Source organism: Rhodanobacter sp. UC4443_H10, assembly GCF_052978325.1.
Map to the genome: position 1 here is coordinate 3,368,192 of NZ_CM129668.1, position 16,954 is coordinate 3,385,145.

General features: G+C 67.3%; 17 protein-coding genes and 1 pseudogene. 5 read left to right on the forward strand and 13 right to left on the reverse strand.

Annotation, left to right across the window (positions count from 1 at the left end; all coding sequences use genetic code 11):
• Positions 1-7: 7 nt before the first annotated feature.
• The 7 genes and pseudogenes from ACVCMB_RS15205 to ACVCMB_RS15235 all read right to left on the reverse strand — a co-directional run bounded on the left by ACVCMB_RS15205 (position 8) and on the right by ACVCMB_RS15235 (position 5,835).
• Entirely contained in the window at positions 8-979 is a 972-nt protein-coding gene (locus ACVCMB_RS15205; protein WP_447105569.1) for a bifunctional enoyl-CoA hydratase/phosphate acetyltransferase, read from the reverse strand.
• A 102-nt stretch (positions 980-1,081) separates the two neighbouring features.
• Positions 1,082-1,882, reverse strand: a complete 801-nt coding sequence (locus ACVCMB_RS15210; protein ID WP_447105570.1) for a universal stress protein — start codon at positions 1,880-1,882, stop codon at positions 1,082-1,084.
• A 357-nt stretch (positions 1,883-2,239) separates the two neighbouring features.
• Entirely contained in the window at positions 2,240-2,392 is a 153-nt protein-coding gene (locus ACVCMB_RS15215; protein WP_447105571.1) for an RHS repeat domain-containing protein, read from the reverse strand.
• Positions 2,393-2,769: 377 nt separating this feature from the next.
• On the reverse strand, positions 2,770-3,783 hold the full coding sequence (locus tag ACVCMB_RS15220; RefSeq protein ID WP_447105572.1) for an IS30 family transposase: 1,014 nt from the start codon (positions 3,781-3,783) through the stop codon (positions 2,770-2,772).
• A gap of 9 nt (positions 3,784-3,792) precedes the next feature.
• Entirely contained in the window at positions 3,793-4,275 is a 483-nt protein-coding gene (locus ACVCMB_RS15225) for a hypothetical protein (protein WP_447105573.1), read from the reverse strand.
• 308 nt (positions 4,276-4,583) lie between these two features.
• Positions 4,584-5,051, reverse strand: a pseudogene (locus ACVCMB_RS15230) (ATP-dependent helicase C-terminal domain-containing protein); the annotation flags it as partial.
• Positions 5,052-5,100: 49 nt separating this feature from the next.
• The gene (locus ACVCMB_RS15235) at positions 5,101-5,835 is read right to left on the reverse strand and encodes a cyclic nucleotide-binding domain-containing protein (protein WP_447100963.1); all 735 of its coding nucleotides are present in this window, start codon (positions 5,833-5,835) and stop codon (positions 5,101-5,103) included.
• Positions 5,836-6,062: 227 nt separating this feature from the next.
• Here ACVCMB_RS15235 and ACVCMB_RS15240 point away from each other — a divergent pair, with 227 nt between their 5' ends.
• A complete protein-coding gene (locus ACVCMB_RS15240; RefSeq protein WP_447105574.1) occupies positions 6,063-6,350 on the forward strand; it encodes a toxin-antitoxin system TumE family protein in 288 nt (95 codons plus the stop codon).
• The gene (locus tag ACVCMB_RS15245; RefSeq protein WP_447100961.1) at positions 6,347-6,685 is read left to right on the forward strand and encodes an HVO_A0114 family putative DNA-binding protein; all 339 of its coding nucleotides are present in this window, start codon (positions 6,347-6,349) and stop codon (positions 6,683-6,685) included. Before ACVCMB_RS15240 ends, ACVCMB_RS15245 begins: the two co-directional genes overlap by 4 nt.
• Positions 6,686-6,774: 89 nt before the next feature.
• On the opposite strand, the gene ACVCMB_RS15250 is transcribed toward ACVCMB_RS15245, so the two are convergent.
• From ACVCMB_RS15250 to ACVCMB_RS15265, 4 genes are all read right to left on the reverse strand, one after another.
• Positions 6,775-7,557: a prephenate dehydrogenase/arogenate dehydrogenase family protein gene (locus tag ACVCMB_RS15250; RefSeq protein WP_447105575.1), complete on the reverse strand. Its 783-nt coding sequence runs from the start codon at positions 7,555-7,557 to the stop codon at positions 6,775-6,777.
• Positions 7,554-9,509: a pyridoxal phosphate-dependent decarboxylase family protein gene (locus tag ACVCMB_RS15255; RefSeq protein ID WP_447105576.1), complete on the reverse strand. Its 1,956-nt coding sequence runs from the start codon at positions 9,507-9,509 to the stop codon at positions 7,554-7,556. The genes ACVCMB_RS15250 and ACVCMB_RS15255 overlap by 4 nt, the downstream gene beginning before the upstream one ends.
• Positions 9,506-9,910, reverse strand: a complete 405-nt coding sequence (locus ACVCMB_RS15260; RefSeq protein ID WP_447107182.1) for a SirB2 family protein — start codon at positions 9,908-9,910, stop codon at positions 9,506-9,508. Before ACVCMB_RS15260 ends, ACVCMB_RS15255 begins: the two co-directional genes overlap by 4 nt.
• Before the next feature lie 73 nt (positions 9,911-9,983).
• Positions 9,984-12,266: a nitric-oxide reductase large subunit gene (locus ACVCMB_RS15265; RefSeq protein WP_447105577.1), complete on the reverse strand. Its 2,283-nt coding sequence runs from the start codon at positions 12,264-12,266 to the stop codon at positions 9,984-9,986.
• A gap of 165 nt (positions 12,267-12,431) precedes the next feature.
• Between ACVCMB_RS15265 and ACVCMB_RS15270 the strand changes: the two genes are divergently transcribed.
• Positions 12,432-13,097, forward strand: coding sequence for a DUF2238 domain-containing protein (locus ACVCMB_RS15270; RefSeq protein WP_447105578.1), 666 nt, complete (start codon positions 12,432-12,434; stop codon positions 13,095-13,097).
• 28 nt (positions 13,098-13,125) lie between these two features.
• On the opposite strand, the gene ACVCMB_RS15275 is transcribed toward ACVCMB_RS15270, so the two are convergent.
• Both ACVCMB_RS15275 and ACVCMB_RS15280 read right to left on the reverse strand, forming a co-directional pair.
• The gene (locus ACVCMB_RS15275; protein ID WP_447105579.1) at positions 13,126-13,974 is read right to left on the reverse strand and encodes a universal stress protein; all 849 of its coding nucleotides are present in this window, start codon (positions 13,972-13,974) and stop codon (positions 13,126-13,128) included.
• A gap of 27 nt (positions 13,975-14,001) precedes the next feature.
• Positions 14,002-14,574, reverse strand: coding sequence for a GNAT family N-acetyltransferase (locus tag ACVCMB_RS15280; protein WP_136257633.1), 573 nt, complete (start codon positions 14,572-14,574; stop codon positions 14,002-14,004).
• Between the two features lie 271 nt (positions 14,575-14,845).
• Between ACVCMB_RS15280 and ACVCMB_RS15285 the strand changes: the two genes are divergently transcribed.
• Together ACVCMB_RS15285 and ACVCMB_RS15290 are read left to right on the forward strand one after the other, a co-directional pair.
• A complete protein-coding gene (locus ACVCMB_RS15285; RefSeq protein WP_447105580.1) occupies positions 14,846-15,409 on the forward strand; it encodes a cytochrome b in 564 nt (187 codons plus the stop codon).
• A 102-nt stretch (positions 15,410-15,511) separates the two neighbouring features.
• Complete coding sequence (locus tag ACVCMB_RS15290) at positions 15,512-16,861, forward strand: ferredoxin reductase family protein (RefSeq protein WP_447105581.1); 1,350 nt, start codon at positions 15,512-15,514, stop codon at positions 16,859-16,861.
• Positions 16,862-16,954: the final 93 nt, after the last annotated feature.

Genomic DNA, 16,954 nt, shown 5'->3' on the forward strand with positions numbered 1-16,954 from the left:
GGTCGGATCAAGGCGGGCTGGTGCGGTAGTGGTGCGCCAGCAGCAGCGCGATGGCGCACGAGGCGAGCCGCGAGCGGCGCGAATCGGAGCGGCTGGTGAGCACGATCGGCACGCGCGCGCCCAGCACGATGCCGGCGCTGTCGGCATGGCCCATGTATTCCAGCTGCTTGGCCAGCATGTTGCCGCTTTCCAGATCGGGCACCACCAGAATGTCGGCCTGCCCGGCCACGGCCGAGACGATGCCCTTGACGCGCGCGGATTCGGGCGAGACCGCGTTGTCGAACGCCAGCGGCCCGTCCAGCAGGCCACCGGTGATCTGGCCGCGGTCGGCCATCTTGCACAGCGCTGCCGCATCCAACGTGGAGGGCATGCGCGGGTTGACGGTTTCCACGGCGGCCAGGATCGCCACCTTCGGCTCGGCCACGCCGAGGACGTGGGCGAGGTCGATCGCGTTGCGCACGATGTCGGCCTTGTCCTCCAGCGTCGGCGCGATGTTGATGGCCGCGTCGGTGATGATGAACGGGCGCGGATAGGCGGGCGTTTCCATCACGAAGCAGTGGGTGATGCGCCGCTTGGTGCGCAGCCCGGCGGCGGTCGGAACGATCGCGGCCATCAGTTCGTCCGAATGCAGGCTGCCTTTCATCAGCGCATCCACCTCGCCGCGGCAGGCCATCGCCGCGGCTTCGGCCGCGGCGGCGTGGCTGTGCGGCACGTCGATGCACTGGATGCCGTCCAGGTCGATCCCGGCTGCCGCGGCAGCAGCCTGCAGCCTGGCGCGCGGGGCGACCAGCACCGGCCGGATGATGCCGGCATCGCGCGCGTCGATCGCGCCGGCGAGGCTGAGTGCGTCGCAGGGATGGACGACCGCCATGCGCACCGGCTCCATCGCCTGCACGTGGGCAATCAGGCGTTCGACCCCGCGCAGCACGGGCTGCGCCGACGGCGCATGAACGGTGCTGGCAGGCTGGCTGCGGCTCATGGTGTGTCCCTGGGTTTTGGCGTCGACGATCGGCTTGCGGCACCGATGCATGGACGCTAGCTGAAGAGGCGCGGCGCGCGCAAACCGGCCTGGACCGGCGATTCAGTGCGCGAGAAACAGCGGCAGGCTCGCGTTCCTGAGCATCCAGCGCGTGACGCCGCCCATGGCCAGCTCGCTGAGGCGCGAGCGGCCCCAGGCGCCCATCACCAGCAGGTCGGCGTCGAACGCCCGGGCGGCGGCCAGCAGCGCGGGGCCTTCGTCGTGTTCGGCCGGGAACGGCTGCCATTGCGCCTCGATGCCGTGGCGCGCGAACCAGCCGCGCAGCGGCAGCGGCGGCGGACTGATGCCGGGCAGGCCGCCACGCTCGCCATCGAGCACCCGCACGACGGACGCCTGTGCCAGCAGCGGCAGCGCAGCCTTCACCGCCTGCGCGGCTTCGCCGGAGCCGTTCCATGCGATGACGATGCGCTGCGCCTGCAGCGTGTGGCTGCCGAGGTCGGGCACCAGCAGCATCGGTGAGCTGCGGGCGAACAACGCGCGGGTGACATCGTCGCCACCGAGCGCGGCATCCGGGTCGCCGACCTTCAGTTCGCCGATCATGAAGTCGGCCAGCCGCGAGCGCTTGGCCAGCGCCTGCGCGGAGATGCCCCGCATCACTTCCCATTCGCCCTCGACGCCCGCGCTTCGGCACTGCTGCAGCCACCAGTCGCGTCGGGCCAGCGCCGCCTGTTCCTCGGCGGCCAGCACGTCGATCACGTCCGGTATCGCCATCAGCGAAGGGCACACCGCGACCACCTGCAGCCCGGTGACGAAGGCGCTTTGGCGCTTGGCCAGCGCCAGCGCCGCGCCCGGCCACGACGGGTTGTCCGAGGTTCCGCCCACGTTGACGATGATGTCCAGCACGATCTCTCCCGCACCGGCCGTGATGGCCGGGCACGCTGGCATGCTCTGGCCGATGGTGCCGCGCGGTTTTGACCGTGGTCAAACGCCGGCACGAAAACACGGAGGTAGGCCCAAGCAAGCCTTCGCTTGATCATCCCGGCGAAAGCCTACGTGAACAATGGTGTCGCCGCATTTCGCCAACCGCGCAAACGGACCGTACGTATAGGTCGTCACGTCATTGACCGTGGTGATGCTTCCGTAAGTGTTGTAACCATACGTGGCACTGATGCCGCCGCTGGCGCTGGTGAGGCGATTGCTGCTGGCGGCGTGCGCGAAGTTCGTGGCAACGCCATTGGCGACCTAGTGGACGGCGTCGTTTTACTGGTAGCTCTCACTGCACGCGCCGGAGGTCATCGAGGTCAGTCGGCCGACTGCATCGTAGCCGAGGTTCTGCGTGTAGCTGCCGTTGATGTCATTCGTGATGGTCGTGATGCGGTCAGCGGCATCCCAGGTGAATGCCAGGCTCTGCACGCCGGGACACTGATGGCCGTGAGCCGCAGATCGCCATACTTTAACCGAAATTAAACAGCACGATTCCGGTAAAGGTGGTTATCTACACGGTTGCCGGTACCAAACTACGTGCGACTGAGAAAGTAAATCGCAATAGATAAATTGAACGCAATGAAGTAAATGAAATTCCTGAACGAAACAACTCGCTTCTCCGTGCAAAAGAAACGGAAGGCTCCAAGATCTAATAGCATAAACACAACATACGCGAGACCTGAGTAATTATTAAGTGTATGCACTGCTGCGCCGACGCTAATTGCGACAACTACGGCTGCAATCAAAGTAAGTAAAAAATTCATGCAGCCTCGCGAGGGCGGTTTCAAGGTCCACGTGCAACATGATCAGTGAATCGTTCCTGCTTCTGCCTCAGCCAGTCTGAGGTGGTCGTTGTAAACCTCCAGCGGGGTGCGGAATTGATGGCGCTTTCGCGGCCGCGTGTTGAGGCTCAGGGCGATCTGGTCCAGCTCGGCCTGGCTGTAGACGGACAGGTCCGTGCCCTTGGGCAGGTACTGCCGCAACAGACCGTTGGTGTTTTCGTTGCTGCCGCGCTGCCACGGGCTGTGCGGGTCGGCGAAGTACACCTGCACGCCGGTGCGCAAGGTCAGTGCCGCGTGATAACTCATCTCCTTGCCCTGGTCGTACGTCAGCGTCTTGCGCAGCGCTTCGGGGATGCCCTTCAAGGCCTTGCCGAAGCTCGCCAGCGCGTCGGCCGCGCTGGCGCTGCTCATCTTGGCCAGCACCACGAAGCCGCTGGTGCGCTCGACCAGCGTGCCCACCGAGGAACGGTTGCCTGCGCCCTTGATGAGATCGCCCTCCCAGTGACCCGGGATCAGGCGATCGGCAACCTCTGGCGGGCGGACGTGGATGCTCTGCATGTCCGGGATCTGGCCGCGCCGGTCGGTGCCGCGCGTGCGTGGCTTGCGTGTGCTGCGGCCTTGCCGCAAGCATCCGATCAGTTCCTTGCGCAGTTCGCCGCGAGGCACCAGGTACACCGCGGTGTAGATCGTTTCGTGGGACACCCGGTAGCTCGCTGTATCAGGAAACCCTCGCGCCAGTATCCCGGCGATCTGCTCCGGCGACCAGCGCGCCCGCAGCAGCGCTTGTACCGTCTCCCACAGGGCGGGGTCACCCAGTTTCCGTGGTACCCGTGGCTTGGCCCGGCACTGCTCGCGGTGATGTTGTGCCGCCTGCGCCTGGTAGCTATCCGGGGAAGCGCTCGCTCGACGGCACTCGCGACTGATCGTGCTTGGTGCGCGCCCCAGCGATCTTCCCATGGCTCGCAAGCTGTCGCCCGACGCCAGGCGCTGCTGGATCTCCACTCGCTCGTTCAGGGTCAATTCGTTGTACGTTCTCATCGCAACAGCCTATGTCAGATGCGGCATGGTGTTGCACGTGGAGTTTGAGTCGGCCCTGAGACCCCCTTCTTCCGGCAAACTGAACAACGTAACGGCGTGCGTTTCGACCTGATGGGCAAGGTCGATGGAATGGCCTTCCGCCTTGCCGTCGCAGGGGTTTTTGTCCTTTTCTTCGTCGGTGGTGGGCGTCGTGTTGTTCGCGACGTTTCCGCCGCCTCCGCCACTACCCACTGAAGGGCCGGGTCCTGGGGACCGGCCGCCCCCGAAATCAAATGCGCCTGAGGATGCACACCCCACAAGTTCTTTGCCGCGCGAGATTGCGATGGTTCCCGGCGGACAGGGCGCATGTCCAGTCACCGTCTGCCCCGGCAGATCCTTGACCTTGGCGTAAACTGGAGAACAAATGGCAACCAGCACCACGGCACAACCCGCCGCCGCAAGCGTGCGCCAATATCGCAGATGCATTGTGACCCCCAATGGCCAATTGGCCATGCAATCATTCCGTAATCACGCACTCATCCCAGTATCGGCTCCTTCGCGTTGAGCCTCCTGTTTGCAAGAACATGCGCGTGAAGCCGACCACTCCGCGTCATTCCATCAGCATCGTTGGATCGAAAGCCGGATGAACGCGTTCCGCTCCCCTCGCACCGCGAGCTTTCTGCAGTAACCATCACACGTAATAATTTGCGATGCAAGCAGTCCGGGAGGGGCTGTTACTCAGGGTCCTGCCTAGCTCGGCAAAAGAGGGCAAGCCCGGGAGTAGGTTTGCGAGCGACGCAATACTTTTCGAACCGCAATGTTCATCTTCCCCTTGGCTTGGCCCGATGCGTGGCCTGCGCCGTCCACGGGTCGTCGGGCCAGGGGTGGCGCGGGTAGCGGCCCTTGAGTTGCTTTTTCACCTCGGGGTAGGTGCGTTCCCAGAAGCCGCACAGGTCCCGAGTGACCTGGATCGGGCGGCCGGCGAGGGAGAGCAGGTGCAGGGTGACGGGGATGTGACCACCGCCGACGCGCGGGGTGTCGGCCAGGGCCGAACAGTTCCTGCAGTTTCACCGCCAGCACCGGCGAGTCGGCGCCGGCGTACTCCAGGCGGCGTGACTGGCCGCTGGGTACCACGACTTGTTCCGGTGCCTGGACGTCCAGCAGCTGGCGCTGCGAATGGTCGAACAGCGACGCCAGCGCCCGCGACAACTCCTCCGCGCCCAGGCATCCAGTCGGTGCTTGCCATGCAGGTGCGGCGCCAGCCCCTGTTCGCGCGACGCACGAAGGGCAACCGTGACCGGTCGCGGGTTGGCCTCAAGTTCGAGCACGTGTCGGGCACTACGCCATGTCGATGTCGCCGCCGCAGAGTTCGTCGAGCAGGTCGCGGCGCAGGATCTGCACCGACTTGCGATTCACCGAGAGGATGCCGGCCGATTCCATCTTGCCGAACAGCCGGCTGACCGTCTCCAGCGCCAGCCCGAGATAGTTGGCGATGTCCTCGCGCGACATCGGCAGGATCAGCGCCAGCGGGTCGCGCGACAGGCGCGCATAGCGGTCGGACATGCGCCGGATGAAGAACGCCAGCCGCCGCTGCGCCTGCTGCTTGCCCATCAGCACCAGGTGGCTCTGCTCGTTGACCAGCGCGCCGCTGATCACCCGCATCAGCTGGTGGTTCAGCGCCGGCAGGTTGGCGGTGGCCTCCTGCAACTGGGCGTAGCGCAGTTCGCACACGCTGGAGCGTTCCAGCGTCTGGGCGGTGCACGGGTAGTGCTCGTTGATGAGGCCGCCGATGCCCATGATGTCGCCGGGCAGGTGGAAACCGAGGATCTGCACGTCGCCTTCGGAACCTTCCACGAAGGTCTTAAGCGCACCGGCACGCACCACGTACAACGCGCTGAACTTGCGCCCCTGCGGGAACAGCGTCTGCCCGCGATCGAGCGGCAGCATGTCGTGCGCGGAGGCGTTGAGCGTGTGCAGGTCGCCCGCGCTGAGTCCCACCGGCAGCTGGAAATCGTGGATCGCGCAGTAGCCGCAGTTGCGCCTGAGCTCGTCAAGATCTGGATCTGATGTCATGCCGTTCGACGCCATCACGCGTTCATTCGCCCTCCGGCCCGCACGTGGAACCGACCCTGCCGCGCCATCTCGGGTGGCGGACGGCTCAGGTTAACCGTTCCCGCGGCCAGGCGTGCACATGGCAATCAGTCGCACCCGGGAAGCAAGGCCCGCGCGGCTTCCGTCGCGCGATGCAGTGGTGTTGGAGCAATTGCCAACATTGTTCCGGTGTTGGTACTCTGGCCAACATGAAGGCCGAATTGCTGTTGCGCGAACGCCAGGCATTGACGACCACGGCCTTCGCGGAAATGGTGGTGTGGCGTCTGCGGCAGCCCGTTCCGGGCAGCACCCATCTTTTCAAGTACAGGCTGGCGTTGATCACAAACGGTGCTTGTGTGTTGCGTTACGACAACGAGAGCGGCAAGGGCGATCACAAGCACGTCGGTGGGCGTGAAGTGGCCTATCGCTATCGCGACCTGGCGGCCTTGCAGGAAGATTTCTGGCGGGATGTGGAGGCATGGGAGTCCGAATCATGAAAACCGTCACCCTGGGTGTTTCGTCACGTGCCGCCAGCAAGCGGCGGCTCGCAGGCGCCCTGGCCGGGCAGGCGCAAGGCGAGTTCATCGCCTTCGCCTCGGTCGAGCTGCTGTGGAAGGTGCTTACCGCCAAGCGCTGGGAGATCCTGCGCGCCTTGACCGGGCAAGGCGAACTGTCCATCCGCGAGGTTGCCCGTCGCGTGGGGCGCGACGTGAAAAGTGTGCACGGCGACGTGACGGCGCTGATCGACGCCGGCGTATTGGATCGCGGCAAGCAGGGCGTGTGCTTCCCCTATGACGCGGTGCATGTGGAGTTCACCTTGAAAGCCGCCTGACGCGAGCCCCCACGAAATCCATCAGTCAATGAGCGTGGCCAGCTGTCGCCGTCTGGCGTGCGGATACCTTGGTCATGAACAACGCCGACTCAACCGGGTGGCGCAGCGATGGCCAAGGTGTCGGGGTCGTCGTCTGCCAGCAACTGCCGGTGGATGCGCTCCAGTTCGCGCAGCAGGCTTTCGCGCGCTTCGGCGGCGTACGGGTTTTCGCGCTGGATCGCGCCGAACAGGTGGCCGGCATCGCCGCGCACCGCCGCCAGCATGCGCTGCAGGCCCTGGAACGACGGCGGCGCCATCGGCATGCCCTCGTCCACGCCCATGTCGATCAGCCCCTTGGCGATGAAGAACGCCAGCGCGTGCGTGCCGGCCATGGCGCGGTCGTGGCTTGCCGGGTCCTGCACGATGACCTCGCAGTCCAGTGCGCGGAACAGTTCGCCGGCGCGCGCGGCGGCTTGCGGGTGCGCCGCAGCGGGACACAGCACCACGCGGCGCGGGCGATCGCCGCGGGCGAGGCTGAGCGGGCCGAACAGCGGATGCGTGCCGAGGTGCGGGATGTCCGTGCCGAGCAGTTCGTCCATCAACGCGCACGGATGCAGCTTGACGCTGCCCACGTCGAACACGGTCTGCCCGGCGCGCAGCAGCGGGCGCAATGCCGGCAGCGCGGCGCGCAGGTGCGGCACCGGCATGGCCAGCACGATCCAGTTGGCATCGGCAGTTGCCGCGACCAGCGAGGGTGCCGCCAGCTCCGCCGGCACCGTCGCATGCGGGTCGAACACCCGCACCGGATGGCCGGCCTGCAGCAGCAGTTCGACGAAGGCCTTGCCGAAGCGGCCGTAGCCGAGCACGGCCACGCGCGGCAGCGCGGCGCTCACGGCGGCGCGACCGGCGTCGCAAGCAGGCTGCGCACGCGACGGGCGAGGAAGTCGAAATAGCGGTCGATGTAGCTGATGCCGTTCTCGTGGTCGAGCAGGAACGGGTTCATCAGCGTATGGCGCAGGATCAGCAGGCGGTCGTCCTCGGCGACGAAGCTGGCCGGGTCCAGCCCGAGTGCGGCAAAGATGCGTGCGGTCTGCGCCGTGCCGAGCATGTCCGCGCGCAGGCTGGTCACCGAGCCGAAGAACTCCTTGGTCTGCAGTGGCTGGCGCGGATCGCAGCGCAGTTCGTCGTGCAGCGCGCGCACGAAGGCGTTGGCCGTCGCCACCGACGTGTTGCCGCGCGGGTTGAGCGCGAGGCAGACCAGGTTGCTGTCCGGCGCGAACGGCACCAGCGCGTGCACGCCGTCGGCCAGCTCCAGCGCGAAGCGCTGCGCACGCGCGTGGAAGGTCTCGGCGGCGCGCACGGTGGCGCGCGGCAGGGCGCCGAAGTGGGCATGGTCCAGCGGCAGCACCTTGTGCGTCACGTACACCGCGGCCGCCGCGGCGCCGGATTTGGAACCTTCCGGGATGAACTGGCCGAGGCTGCGGTAACGCGCCAGGTAATCCTTCGGCGTGCCGCCGTGGAATACGTAATCCGCGCGCTCGGCCAGCAGCGCCATCGCGCGGTGGTCGCGGCAGACGAAGGCACCCGAGCCGTAGGGCAGGTAGCCGAGCTTGTGCGGGTCGACGGTGGCCGAGTCGGTATTGCCCAGCGCGGCGAAGGCGGCGTGCACTGCCGGCGTGGGGAACTGCACGTAGTCGGCGGCCACCTCATCGCGTGTGCGCAACGAGCCGTCCTCGTGGCGGAACACGGTGGCCAGGTAGCCGCCCCAGGCGGCGTCGACGTGCACGGCGAAGTCCAGCCCGCGCCCGCGTGACGCCTGCCGTGCGGCCAGCACGGCGTCGATCGGGTCGATGGTGCCGTACTCGGTGCCGCCGAGCACGGCCACGCACATCAGCACACTCTGGTGTTCGCGCGCGCAGCGTTCCAGCGTGTCGCACAAGGCGGCGCCGTCCAGCCGCATGCCGTCGGTGGGCAGCAGTTCGAGCTGGTCGCGGCCGAGGCCGAGCAGCTTCAGCCCCTTGCTCCACGAGTAGTGCGCGGTGACCGGCGCCAGCACCAGCGGGACCTTCAGCTGCACATGCGCGGCGAAGAAGCCGACCAGGCCGCGCTGTTCGATGCGCTCGCGCTCGACGCGCCGCAGCCAGCGCGAACGTTCCGCCGGCGTCTGCGCGGCGAGCCAGGCTTGCCACGCCGTCAGCAAGGCGATGCTGTCGGCCTGGGTGAGGTTGAAGGCGCTCCAGTCGTCCGTCGGCAGGTCGAGATCCGGCACCTGCGCCGCGCGCAGCGTCACCGGGAATGCCTTCAGCGCCAACGCCAGGCGCAGCGCCTGGTAGTTGGCCAGGGTGCCGCCGGAAGTGAGATGGCCGAACGCGCAGGCGTCCTGCGCCGGATCGTGCGGGTAGCCGAGCATGCGCGCCAGCTGCAGGCCGGCCTGCACCTCCATGTCGACGGTGACCGGGGCGGCGTCCTCGCTGACGTTGTTGGGGTTGTACGGCAGCGTGAGCATCTGCGCGGCCAGCCCCGGCAGCAGCAGGTCGCTGGCCATGTGCCCGATGTAGCGCGGGCTGTGGAACGGCACCGACTTCTTCAGCGCGGCGGAGAGCTGGTGCAACTCGCGGCGCATGCGCGATTCGAACGCGAGGTAGTCCGGGTGATGCGCGGCGCCGGTGCCGATCGCCGGCGGATCTTCGGGGTGGAAATTGCGCCGCCAGTACACGTGGTCGCGCAGGAACTCGACCAGCATCTTCTCCAGCAGCGTGTCGTTCTCGCCGTAGGGGCCGAGGAAGCACGCGTCCAGCGTGTGGTCGCGCGAGACGTCGTGGTTGAATGGCTGCGCCGCGCTCATGCCAGCCATCCGTGCAGCCAGCCCAGCGGGTGGTGCATGCGCGCGACGCCGAGCATCCAGGCGTAGGTGGCCAATGCAGCCACATAGAAGATCATTCGGGCGCGCGGCGCATGCACGCGCTTCATCGCCAGCATGGCCAGCACGACGTAGGCAAGCAGCAGGATCAGCTTGACCGTGAGCCAGCCGTTGGCGAACAGCGCACCGGGCAGGATCGATACCAGCATCAGCGCGGCGGTCAGCAAGACGGTGTCGATGGTGTAGCTGAGCAGGCGCAACGGCGCGCCCTGCGCCACGCCGGCCAGCCGCGTCTGTGCCATCAGCCCGCGCAGCGCGAACAGGCCGCCGCTGAGCAGCACGCAGAGGATGTGGACGGCCTTGATCTGGGGGTAGAACTCGATCATGTCGGCGCCGGGATTCGTGATTCGGGACTTGGACAAGCATCAGGGCGCGCCATGTGGCGCGCCCTGATGTGGGTCATGCGCTCTCGGACGCTGCGTCCGGCAGCGGCGTGGCGGCGACCTGTCGTTTCGGCCACAGCCACAGCGAGGCGACGAAGCCGGCGATCAGCATGGCGCCGATGGCGAACACGGTGTCGCCGGGCACGCGCATCCATACCAGCATGTGGATCAGCGGGCGGTCCATGAACTCGGCCGAGCGGGCGAACCAGTAGCCGTGTTCCAGCACGGCCTTCAGTTGCAGGATGCCCAGCGGCAGCAGGGTCAGCACGGCCATCAGGCCGAGGCCGAGGTTGAGCGTCCAGAACGAGCCCTTCAGCCAGCCCTCGCGCCACTCGGCCTGCGGCTTGATGCCGCGCAGGCAGAACAGCATCAGGCCCATGCCGAGCATGCCGTAGACGCCGAACAGCGCGGTGTGGCCGTGCGCGGCGGTGAGGTTGAGGCCCTGCATGAAGTACAGCGCGATCGGCGTGTTGACCAGGAAACCGAGCAGGCCGGCGCCGACCAGGTTCCAGAAGCTCACCGCCACGAAGAACATGATCGGCCAGCGGTAGCGCGCCATCCACGGCGCGGCGTGCTGCTTCTTCCAGGTGTCCCAGGCTTCCAGCCCGATCAGTGCCAGCGGCACCACTTCCAGCGCCGAGAAGCTGGCGCCGAGCGCGATCACCGCCGTGGTGGTGCCGCTGAAGTACAGGTGGTGCAGCGTGCCCAGCACGCCGCCGGCCATGAACACGATGGTGGCGAACAGCACGCTGGTGGTCGCCGTGCCCACGCGCAACAGGCCGAGGCGCACGAACAGGTAGCTGATCACCGCGGTGGCGAACACCTCGAAGAAGCCCTCCACCCACAGGTGCACCACCCACCAGCGCCAGTACTCCACCATCGCGATGTGGGTGTGTTCGCCCCACATCAGGCCGGCGCCGTAGAGCAGGCCGATCGCCACGGTGGAGAGAAACAGCAGGCCCACGATGGAGGCGCCTTCCTTGCCGCCGCGCATCGCCGGCCACAGCGCGCGGCCGACCAGGAACAGCCACAGCATCAGGCCGATGAACAGGAAGATCTGCCAGAAGCGGCCGAGGTCGACGTATTCCCAGCCCTGGTGGCCGAACCAGAAGTTCTTCGACAGGTCCATCTTGTCCATCACCGCCATCCACTGGCCGGCAAACGAGCCGACCACGATGACCAGCAGGCACACCCACAGGAAGTTCACCCCGAGTCGCTGGTATTTCGGCTCGTGGCCGGAGATCAGCGGCGCGATGTACAGGCCGGTGGCCAGCCACGCGGTGGCGATCCACAGCACGGCCAGTTCGGTATGCCAGGTGCGGGTGAGGGCGTAGGGCAGGTAATTCGCCAGCGCGAAACCGTAGGCCTGCTGGCCTTCCACCTGGTAGTGCGCGGTGGTGGCGCCGAGCAGGATCTGCACCAGGAACAGGCCGATCACCGTCCAGAAATACTTGGCGGTGGCCTTCATCGACGGCGTGGGTTTCAACTCGGTGAGTGGATCGCGCGCGGGGATCGGCGGCAGCGGCTCATGGCTCACCTGGCGCGCGTGGTGCCAGCCGAGCAGGCCGATGCCGAGGATCAGGAACAGCACGCTGAAAACCGACCACATGAAGTTGGCCGCGGTCGGCGTGTTGCCGGCCAGCGTGTCGTGCGGCCAGTTCTGCGTGTAGCTGATGGTGCTGTCCGGGCGCTCGGCCGCGGTGGCCCAGCTGGCCCACCAGAAGAACGCGGTGACCGCGCGGCGCTGGTCCAGCTCGGCGATGGTGTTGTCGCGCATCGCGTAGGTTTCGCGCAGCTTGGCGGTGGCCGGGTCGTTGCTGAACAGGCTCATGTAATGCGCGCCGACCACCAGCATCGCCTGCGCGCGCAGCGGGGAGACGTAGATGGTGCCCTTGGCCGGGTCCCAGGTATTCGTGCGCAGCTCGCGCTGCACGCGCGCCTGCAGCGCGGCCTGCTCCGGCGCGTCGAGTTCGGCGTAGGAACCGGCACCCTCATCGCGTGCCAGCAGCTCCAGCATGGCCACGCCTTCGCGGTGCAGCCAGTCGGCGCTCCAGTCCGGCGCGAGCAGGGCGCCGTGACCCCAGATCGAGCCCAGCTGCTGGCCGCCGATGCGCTGCCAGACCTGCTTGCCCAGCTCGATGTCGTCGCCGGTGAACAGGGTCTCGTTGCCGCTGGTGACCACCGCCTGCGGCAGTGGCGGTGCGTACTGGTGCACCTGGTCACCCACCCACAACAGCACGCCAAACGAGGCGATCAGCAAGGCTGCCAACCCCAGCCAGAGTTTTCGAGTACTGCTCATTGCGCGACTCCCTGAAAGATGCGCGCATGCTCATTGACGGCTGCCGGATCGCTCTTGATGCAGGTCAAGCGGTCCAGCGCTCGCCGTGCGCGAATTGTCGCGGCTTGCGGCGGGGCGCGTGGCATCATCGGCACGACGCATGACGCGGAGGGATGGCACACAGCAATGAACGAACGACCCGGATCGAAGGACGCCCGTTTTCCGCTGCTGCTGCTGGCCGTCTTCCTGGTCGTGGCGGTGGCGCTGGGCATCGCGCCGCACTATCGCCAGGACTGGCTGCTGGAAAACGTGCTGGTGATGCTGGCGTTGCCCGCGCTGGTGTTCGGCTTTCGCCGGCTGCGCTTTTCCGATCCCAGCTACGCGGCGCTGTTCGTGTTCCTCGTGCTGCACGAGATCGGCGCCCACTACACCTATGCCGAGGTGCCGTGGGATCGCTGGTTCGCCGCGCTGTCCGGCTTCTCGCTGCACGACGCGCTGGGCCTGTCGCGCAACCCTTTCGACCGCGCCATCCATCTCGCCTACGGTCTGCTGCTGACGCCGGCGGTGGTGGAACTGGTTGCTGCGCGCACGGTGTCGCCCGGCGCCTGGCGCTGGATCGTGCCGGTCAGCATGGTCACTGCCAGTTCCGCGTTGTTCGAGCTGTTCGAATGGGCCGCCGCGGTGCGCTTCGGCGGCGATCTGGGCGTGGCCTACCTCGGCACCCAGGGCGATCCGTGGGATGCGCAGCAGGACATGCTCCTCGCCCTGCTGGGCAGTGTCGTCACCGTGGTCGTGCTGGCGGTCGTGAGCGGGCATCGCCGCCGGCGGGCCGCAGCATCCGCCAACCAATAGCGCCTGCGCCGCTGCGGCGGCACGTCGGCTAGTGCTGCATCAGCACCGGGATGGTGGCTTCCTCCAGCACGCGCCGGGTGGCGCCGCCGAACACGCGTTCACGCATGCGCGAATGGCCGTAGGCACCCATCACCAGCAGGTCGGCGTCGATGTTGCCGACTTCCTGCAGCAGGATTTCCCCGGCCATCGCGGAGGAGGCGCGGACGTAGCTGGGCCGGGGCGTGATGCCGTGACGCAGCAGGTAGACGAACGGGTCGAAGCGCGGATACGCATCGTCGCCGTTGCCCAGGTCGCCGTCGACCAGGGTCACCTGTTTCGCCACCTTGAGGAACGGCAGCGCGGCGTGGATTGCGCGGATCGCCTCGGTGCTGCCGTTGCAGCCGATCACGATGCGTTCGAAGCGGATCTCCCGCCGCCACTGCGGAGGCAGGACCAGGCACGGCACGCCGCAGGACAGGATCGCTTCGCCGAGAATGTCGAGCAGGCCCGATGCGTGCACCATGTCGCGCTCGATCACCGCCAGGTCGTGCCTTGCGCCGAGCCGGCGCAAGGTGGATGCGATGTCGGTCCGGGCGATGACCCAGTCGGCGTTGCGCAAGCCGGACTGGCGTGCAAAGGCTGCGAAGGCGGCGTGCTCGTCGGCGGATTCGATGCGCGGTTCGAGCAGCAGGCCGAGCACGGTGGGCTCGCTGCCGGCTTTGCCGCCGGCGGGTTTGCGCAGCGCCGGGTCGATGAAGCATCCGGTCAGGTTGGCCTCCCAGCGCAAGGCGATGGCGATGGCGGCGACGGCAGCCGGGCTCCACGGCTCGGTCGCGGTCACCAGCGCGAGGATGTCGCCCGGGCGCGTCGTGCGCGGTATTTGTTCGGTGCTTGTCATGGCGATGCGGCCCGGGTTCGGCGTCGTTCAAAGATCCAGGGTGTGGATCACCTGCGTGCCGTCGTCCGGGTCGAGCCGGCGCTGGAAGCCGAGGTAGCCGGCCAGTTCGCGCATCGGTTCGTTCTCCGCGGCATCGATCGAGAACATGGTGTGGAAGCCGTTCTTGCGCGCGATGTCGATCAGGCGCCGCATCAACAGCACGGCGAGGCCGCGCTGGCGCCAGTCGTCGGCCACCGTCACCGCGCATTCGCACTGCTTCTCGTCGCCGCTGGCGCCGTAGCGGCTGACGCCGACCATGCGCAGTTCGCCGTTGTCGTGGGCGAGCGCGACGAAGGCCATGCGGCTGCGCTGGTCGACATCCATCAGCTGGTCGAGCAGGGCCGGGCTGGCTTCCTTCAATTTGCCCAGGAAGCGGAAGCGGCAAGCCTGCTCCGACAAGCGCTTGATGAAAGCCGTTTCGCGCTGGCGATCCTCCGGGCGCAGCGGGCGGATCAGCACCGGGCTGCCGTCGTTCAGGGTCTCGATCCAGTGGGTGCCTTCGATGGCGCCGAACGGCGTGGCGGAAGCAGTGTGGTGGTCGGCGGAACGGATCTCGGACATGGGCGGTTCCCGATGGTGCAGCGTGATGCTCATTCGTGCCGGATGGACGGCCACTCGGCGCAGCCTTGCCGGATCAGTTCTACGCCGGGTCGTGCGGGTCCGAGTTGACCGCGGTCAATTTGGACAGGCGCGCAGGCATGCGGCAATCGGCCGCTGCCGTGGCGCTGTTCGCGCGCATTTGACGGGGATCAAATCACGCTGGCACCGTTCGTCGCAGGCTGCCGGCATGGGCCGGATCGAGGCCGCCGAGACACCACCTGCGGAGATTGCCGTGAACTGGAAAAACACCACTGACCGCTACGGCTCGCTGTCGATCGGCATGCACTGGCTGATGCTGCTGTTGCTGGTTGCCGTGTACGCCTGCATCGAGCTGCGCGAGTTCTACCCGCGCGGCAGCGACCTGCGCGACGGACTGAAAACCTGGCACTTCATGCTGGGCCTGAGCGTGCTCGCGCTGATCTTCGTGCGGCTGGCGATCCGCCTGGTGTCGGGCCCGATCCCGCCGATCCGGCCGGCACCGCCGGTGTGGCAGGAGCGCCTGGCCGCGCTGATGCACCTGGCGCTGTACGCCTTCCTGATCGCGATGCCGCTGCTCGGCTGGCTCACCCTCAGCGCTTCGGGCAAGCCGATCCCGTTCTTCGGACTGCAGCTGCCGGCGCTGGTGGGTGCGGACAAGGCGCTTGCCGATTCGCTGAAGGAGATCCACGAAACCATCGGCACGGTGGGCTATTACCTGGTCGGCCTGCATGCGGTGGCCGCGCTGGTGCACCACTACGTGAATCGCGACGACACCTTGCGACGCATGCTGCCAGGACGGGGCGGACAGGCCTCGTGAGGCCATGCGCCGACGCCGCCGGCCCCGGCGGCGGACGCAGCACGCGGCGAGCGTCGGCGGCCTGCGAAGTGCTCCTGCATCGCGACGGCTGCAAGGGGCCACATGCGTAACCTCAAGCGTGCATTCTGGGGGACGCTCGCCTTCCTGGTCCTGCCGTGGCTCGTCGTCGAGCCCACCATGTTCCGCTCGGGCACCTTCTTCGGCCTGCGCGATGCGATGTTGCAACTGACGGGTTTCGTGGCGATCGGGTGCATGAGCCTGGCGATGGTCCTGGCGCTGCGGCCGCGATGGCCCGAGCAGTGGCTGGGCGGCCTCGACAAGATGTACCGCATGCACAAATGGCTCGGCATCGCCGCGCTGGTCGTTGCCATCATCCATTGGCTATGGGCGCAGGCGCCGAAATGGGCGGTGGGTTGGGGCTGGCTGGAACGCCCGGCGCGTGGCATGCGGGGCAAGCCCGACAACCCGGTGGCGTCCCTGCTGTCGAGCCAGCGCGGCGCCGCGGAGAGCGTGGGCGAATGGGTTTTCTACGCCGTCGCCGTGCTGATCGTGCTGGCCCTGATCCGGCGTTTTCCGTACCACTGGTTCTACCGGACGCATCGCCTGCTTGCCGGCGGCTGGCTTGCCTTGGTCTTCCATGCGGTCGTGCTGTTGAAGTTCGGCTACTGGGCGACGCCGCTCGGCTGGCTGACTGCGGTGTTGCTCGCCTGCGGCAGCTGGGCGGCCATCGTGGTGCTGTTGCGCCGGGTGGGCACGCGCTCGCAGGTGGAGGGGAGAATCACCTTGTTGCACCATTTCGACGGGGTGAATGCGCTCGAAATCGAAACCGAGGTGCAGGGGTGGCCGGGCCACAAGCCGGGCCAGTTCGCCTTCGTCACCGCGGACCCCGCCGATGGCGCGCACCCCTACACCATTGCCTCCGGCTGGCGGAAGGAAATCCCCAGGATCACCTTCGTGGTCAAGGATCTGGGCGACCATACGCATCGCCTCCACGAGAGGCTGCGCGTGGAGCAGGCCGTGAAGGTCGAGGGTCCGTATGGGTGTTTCACGTTCGACGACGGCCGCCCGCGCCAGATCTGGGTCGGCGGCGGCATCGGCATCACCCCTTTCATCGGGCGCATGAAGCACATGGCGTGGCAGAAAGAGGATCGGGATTGGCCCGAAGGCCAGAAGATCGATCTCTTCCACAGCACCGCGGATGTCGATGAGGAAGCACTCGACCGGCTGGCGGGTGACGCCCGCTCCGCCAACGTGCGGCTGCACGTGCTGATCGACGCGCGTGACGGCTACCCGACGGGCGAGCGCATACGGGCCGCCGTGCCCGAATGGCGCGAGGCGAGCATCTGGTTCTGCGGGCCGACAGGCTTCGGCGACGCATTGAGGCGCGATCTGGCCGGGCAGGGATTTCCGGTGGAGCGGCATTTCCACCGGGAGTTTTTCGCGATGCGCTAGGTCGCCACCGCCACCGCTGTCGGTGCGATGGCGCCGGTGAACGTGCGGCGGAAGGCGGTGACCGGGACCAAGGGAAAAGGCCGCGGGGTCTCC

What these genes read in the sequence shown, in the direction of transcription:
- ACVCMB_RS15205 (WP_447105569.1), bottom strand. Translation starts at nt 979, where the DNA reads ATGAGCCGCAGCCAGCCTGCCAGCACCGTTCATGCGCCGTCGGCGCAG.
- ACVCMB_RS15220 (WP_447105572.1), bottom strand. Translation starts at nt 3,783, where the DNA reads ATGAGAACGTACAACGAATTGACCCTGAACGAGCGAGTGGAGATCCAG.
- ACVCMB_RS15225 (WP_447105573.1), bottom strand. Translation starts at nt 4,275, where the DNA reads ATGGCCAATTGGCCATTGGGGGTCACAATGCATCTGCGATATTGGCGC.
- ACVCMB_RS15235 (WP_447100963.1), bottom strand. Translation starts at nt 5,835, where the DNA reads ATGACATCAGATCCAGATCTTGACGAGCTCAGGCGCAACTGCGGCTAC.
- ACVCMB_RS15240 (WP_447105574.1), top strand. Translation starts at nt 6,063, where the DNA reads ATGAAGGCCGAATTGCTGTTGCGCGAACGCCAGGCATTGACGACCACG.
- ACVCMB_RS15245 (WP_447100961.1), top strand. Translation starts at nt 6,347, where the DNA reads ATGAAAACCGTCACCCTGGGTGTTTCGTCACGTGCCGCCAGCAAGCGG.
- ACVCMB_RS15255 (WP_447105576.1), bottom strand. Translation starts at nt 9,509, where the DNA reads ATGAGCGCGGCGCAGCCATTCAACCACGACGTCTCGCGCGACCACACG.
- ACVCMB_RS15260 (WP_447107182.1), bottom strand. Translation starts at nt 9,910, where the DNA reads ATGATCGAGTTCTACCCCCAGATCAAGGCCGTCCACATCCTCTGCGTG.
- ACVCMB_RS15265 (WP_447105577.1), bottom strand. Translation starts at nt 12,266, where the DNA reads ATGAGCAGTACTCGAAAACTCTGGCTGGGGTTGGCAGCCTTGCTGATC.
- ACVCMB_RS15270 (WP_447105578.1), top strand. Translation starts at nt 12,432, where the DNA reads ATGAACGAACGACCCGGATCGAAGGACGCCCGTTTTCCGCTGCTGCTG.
- ACVCMB_RS15275 (WP_447105579.1), bottom strand. Translation starts at nt 13,974, where the DNA reads ATGACAAGCACCGAACAAATACCGCGCACGACGCGCCCGGGCGACATC.
- ACVCMB_RS15280 (WP_136257633.1), bottom strand. Translation starts at nt 14,574, where the DNA reads ATGTCCGAGATCCGTTCCGCCGACCACCACACTGCTTCCGCCACGCCG.
- ACVCMB_RS15290 (WP_447105581.1), top strand. Translation starts at nt 15,512, where the DNA reads ATGCGTAACCTCAAGCGTGCATTCTGGGGGACGCTCGCCTTCCTGGTC.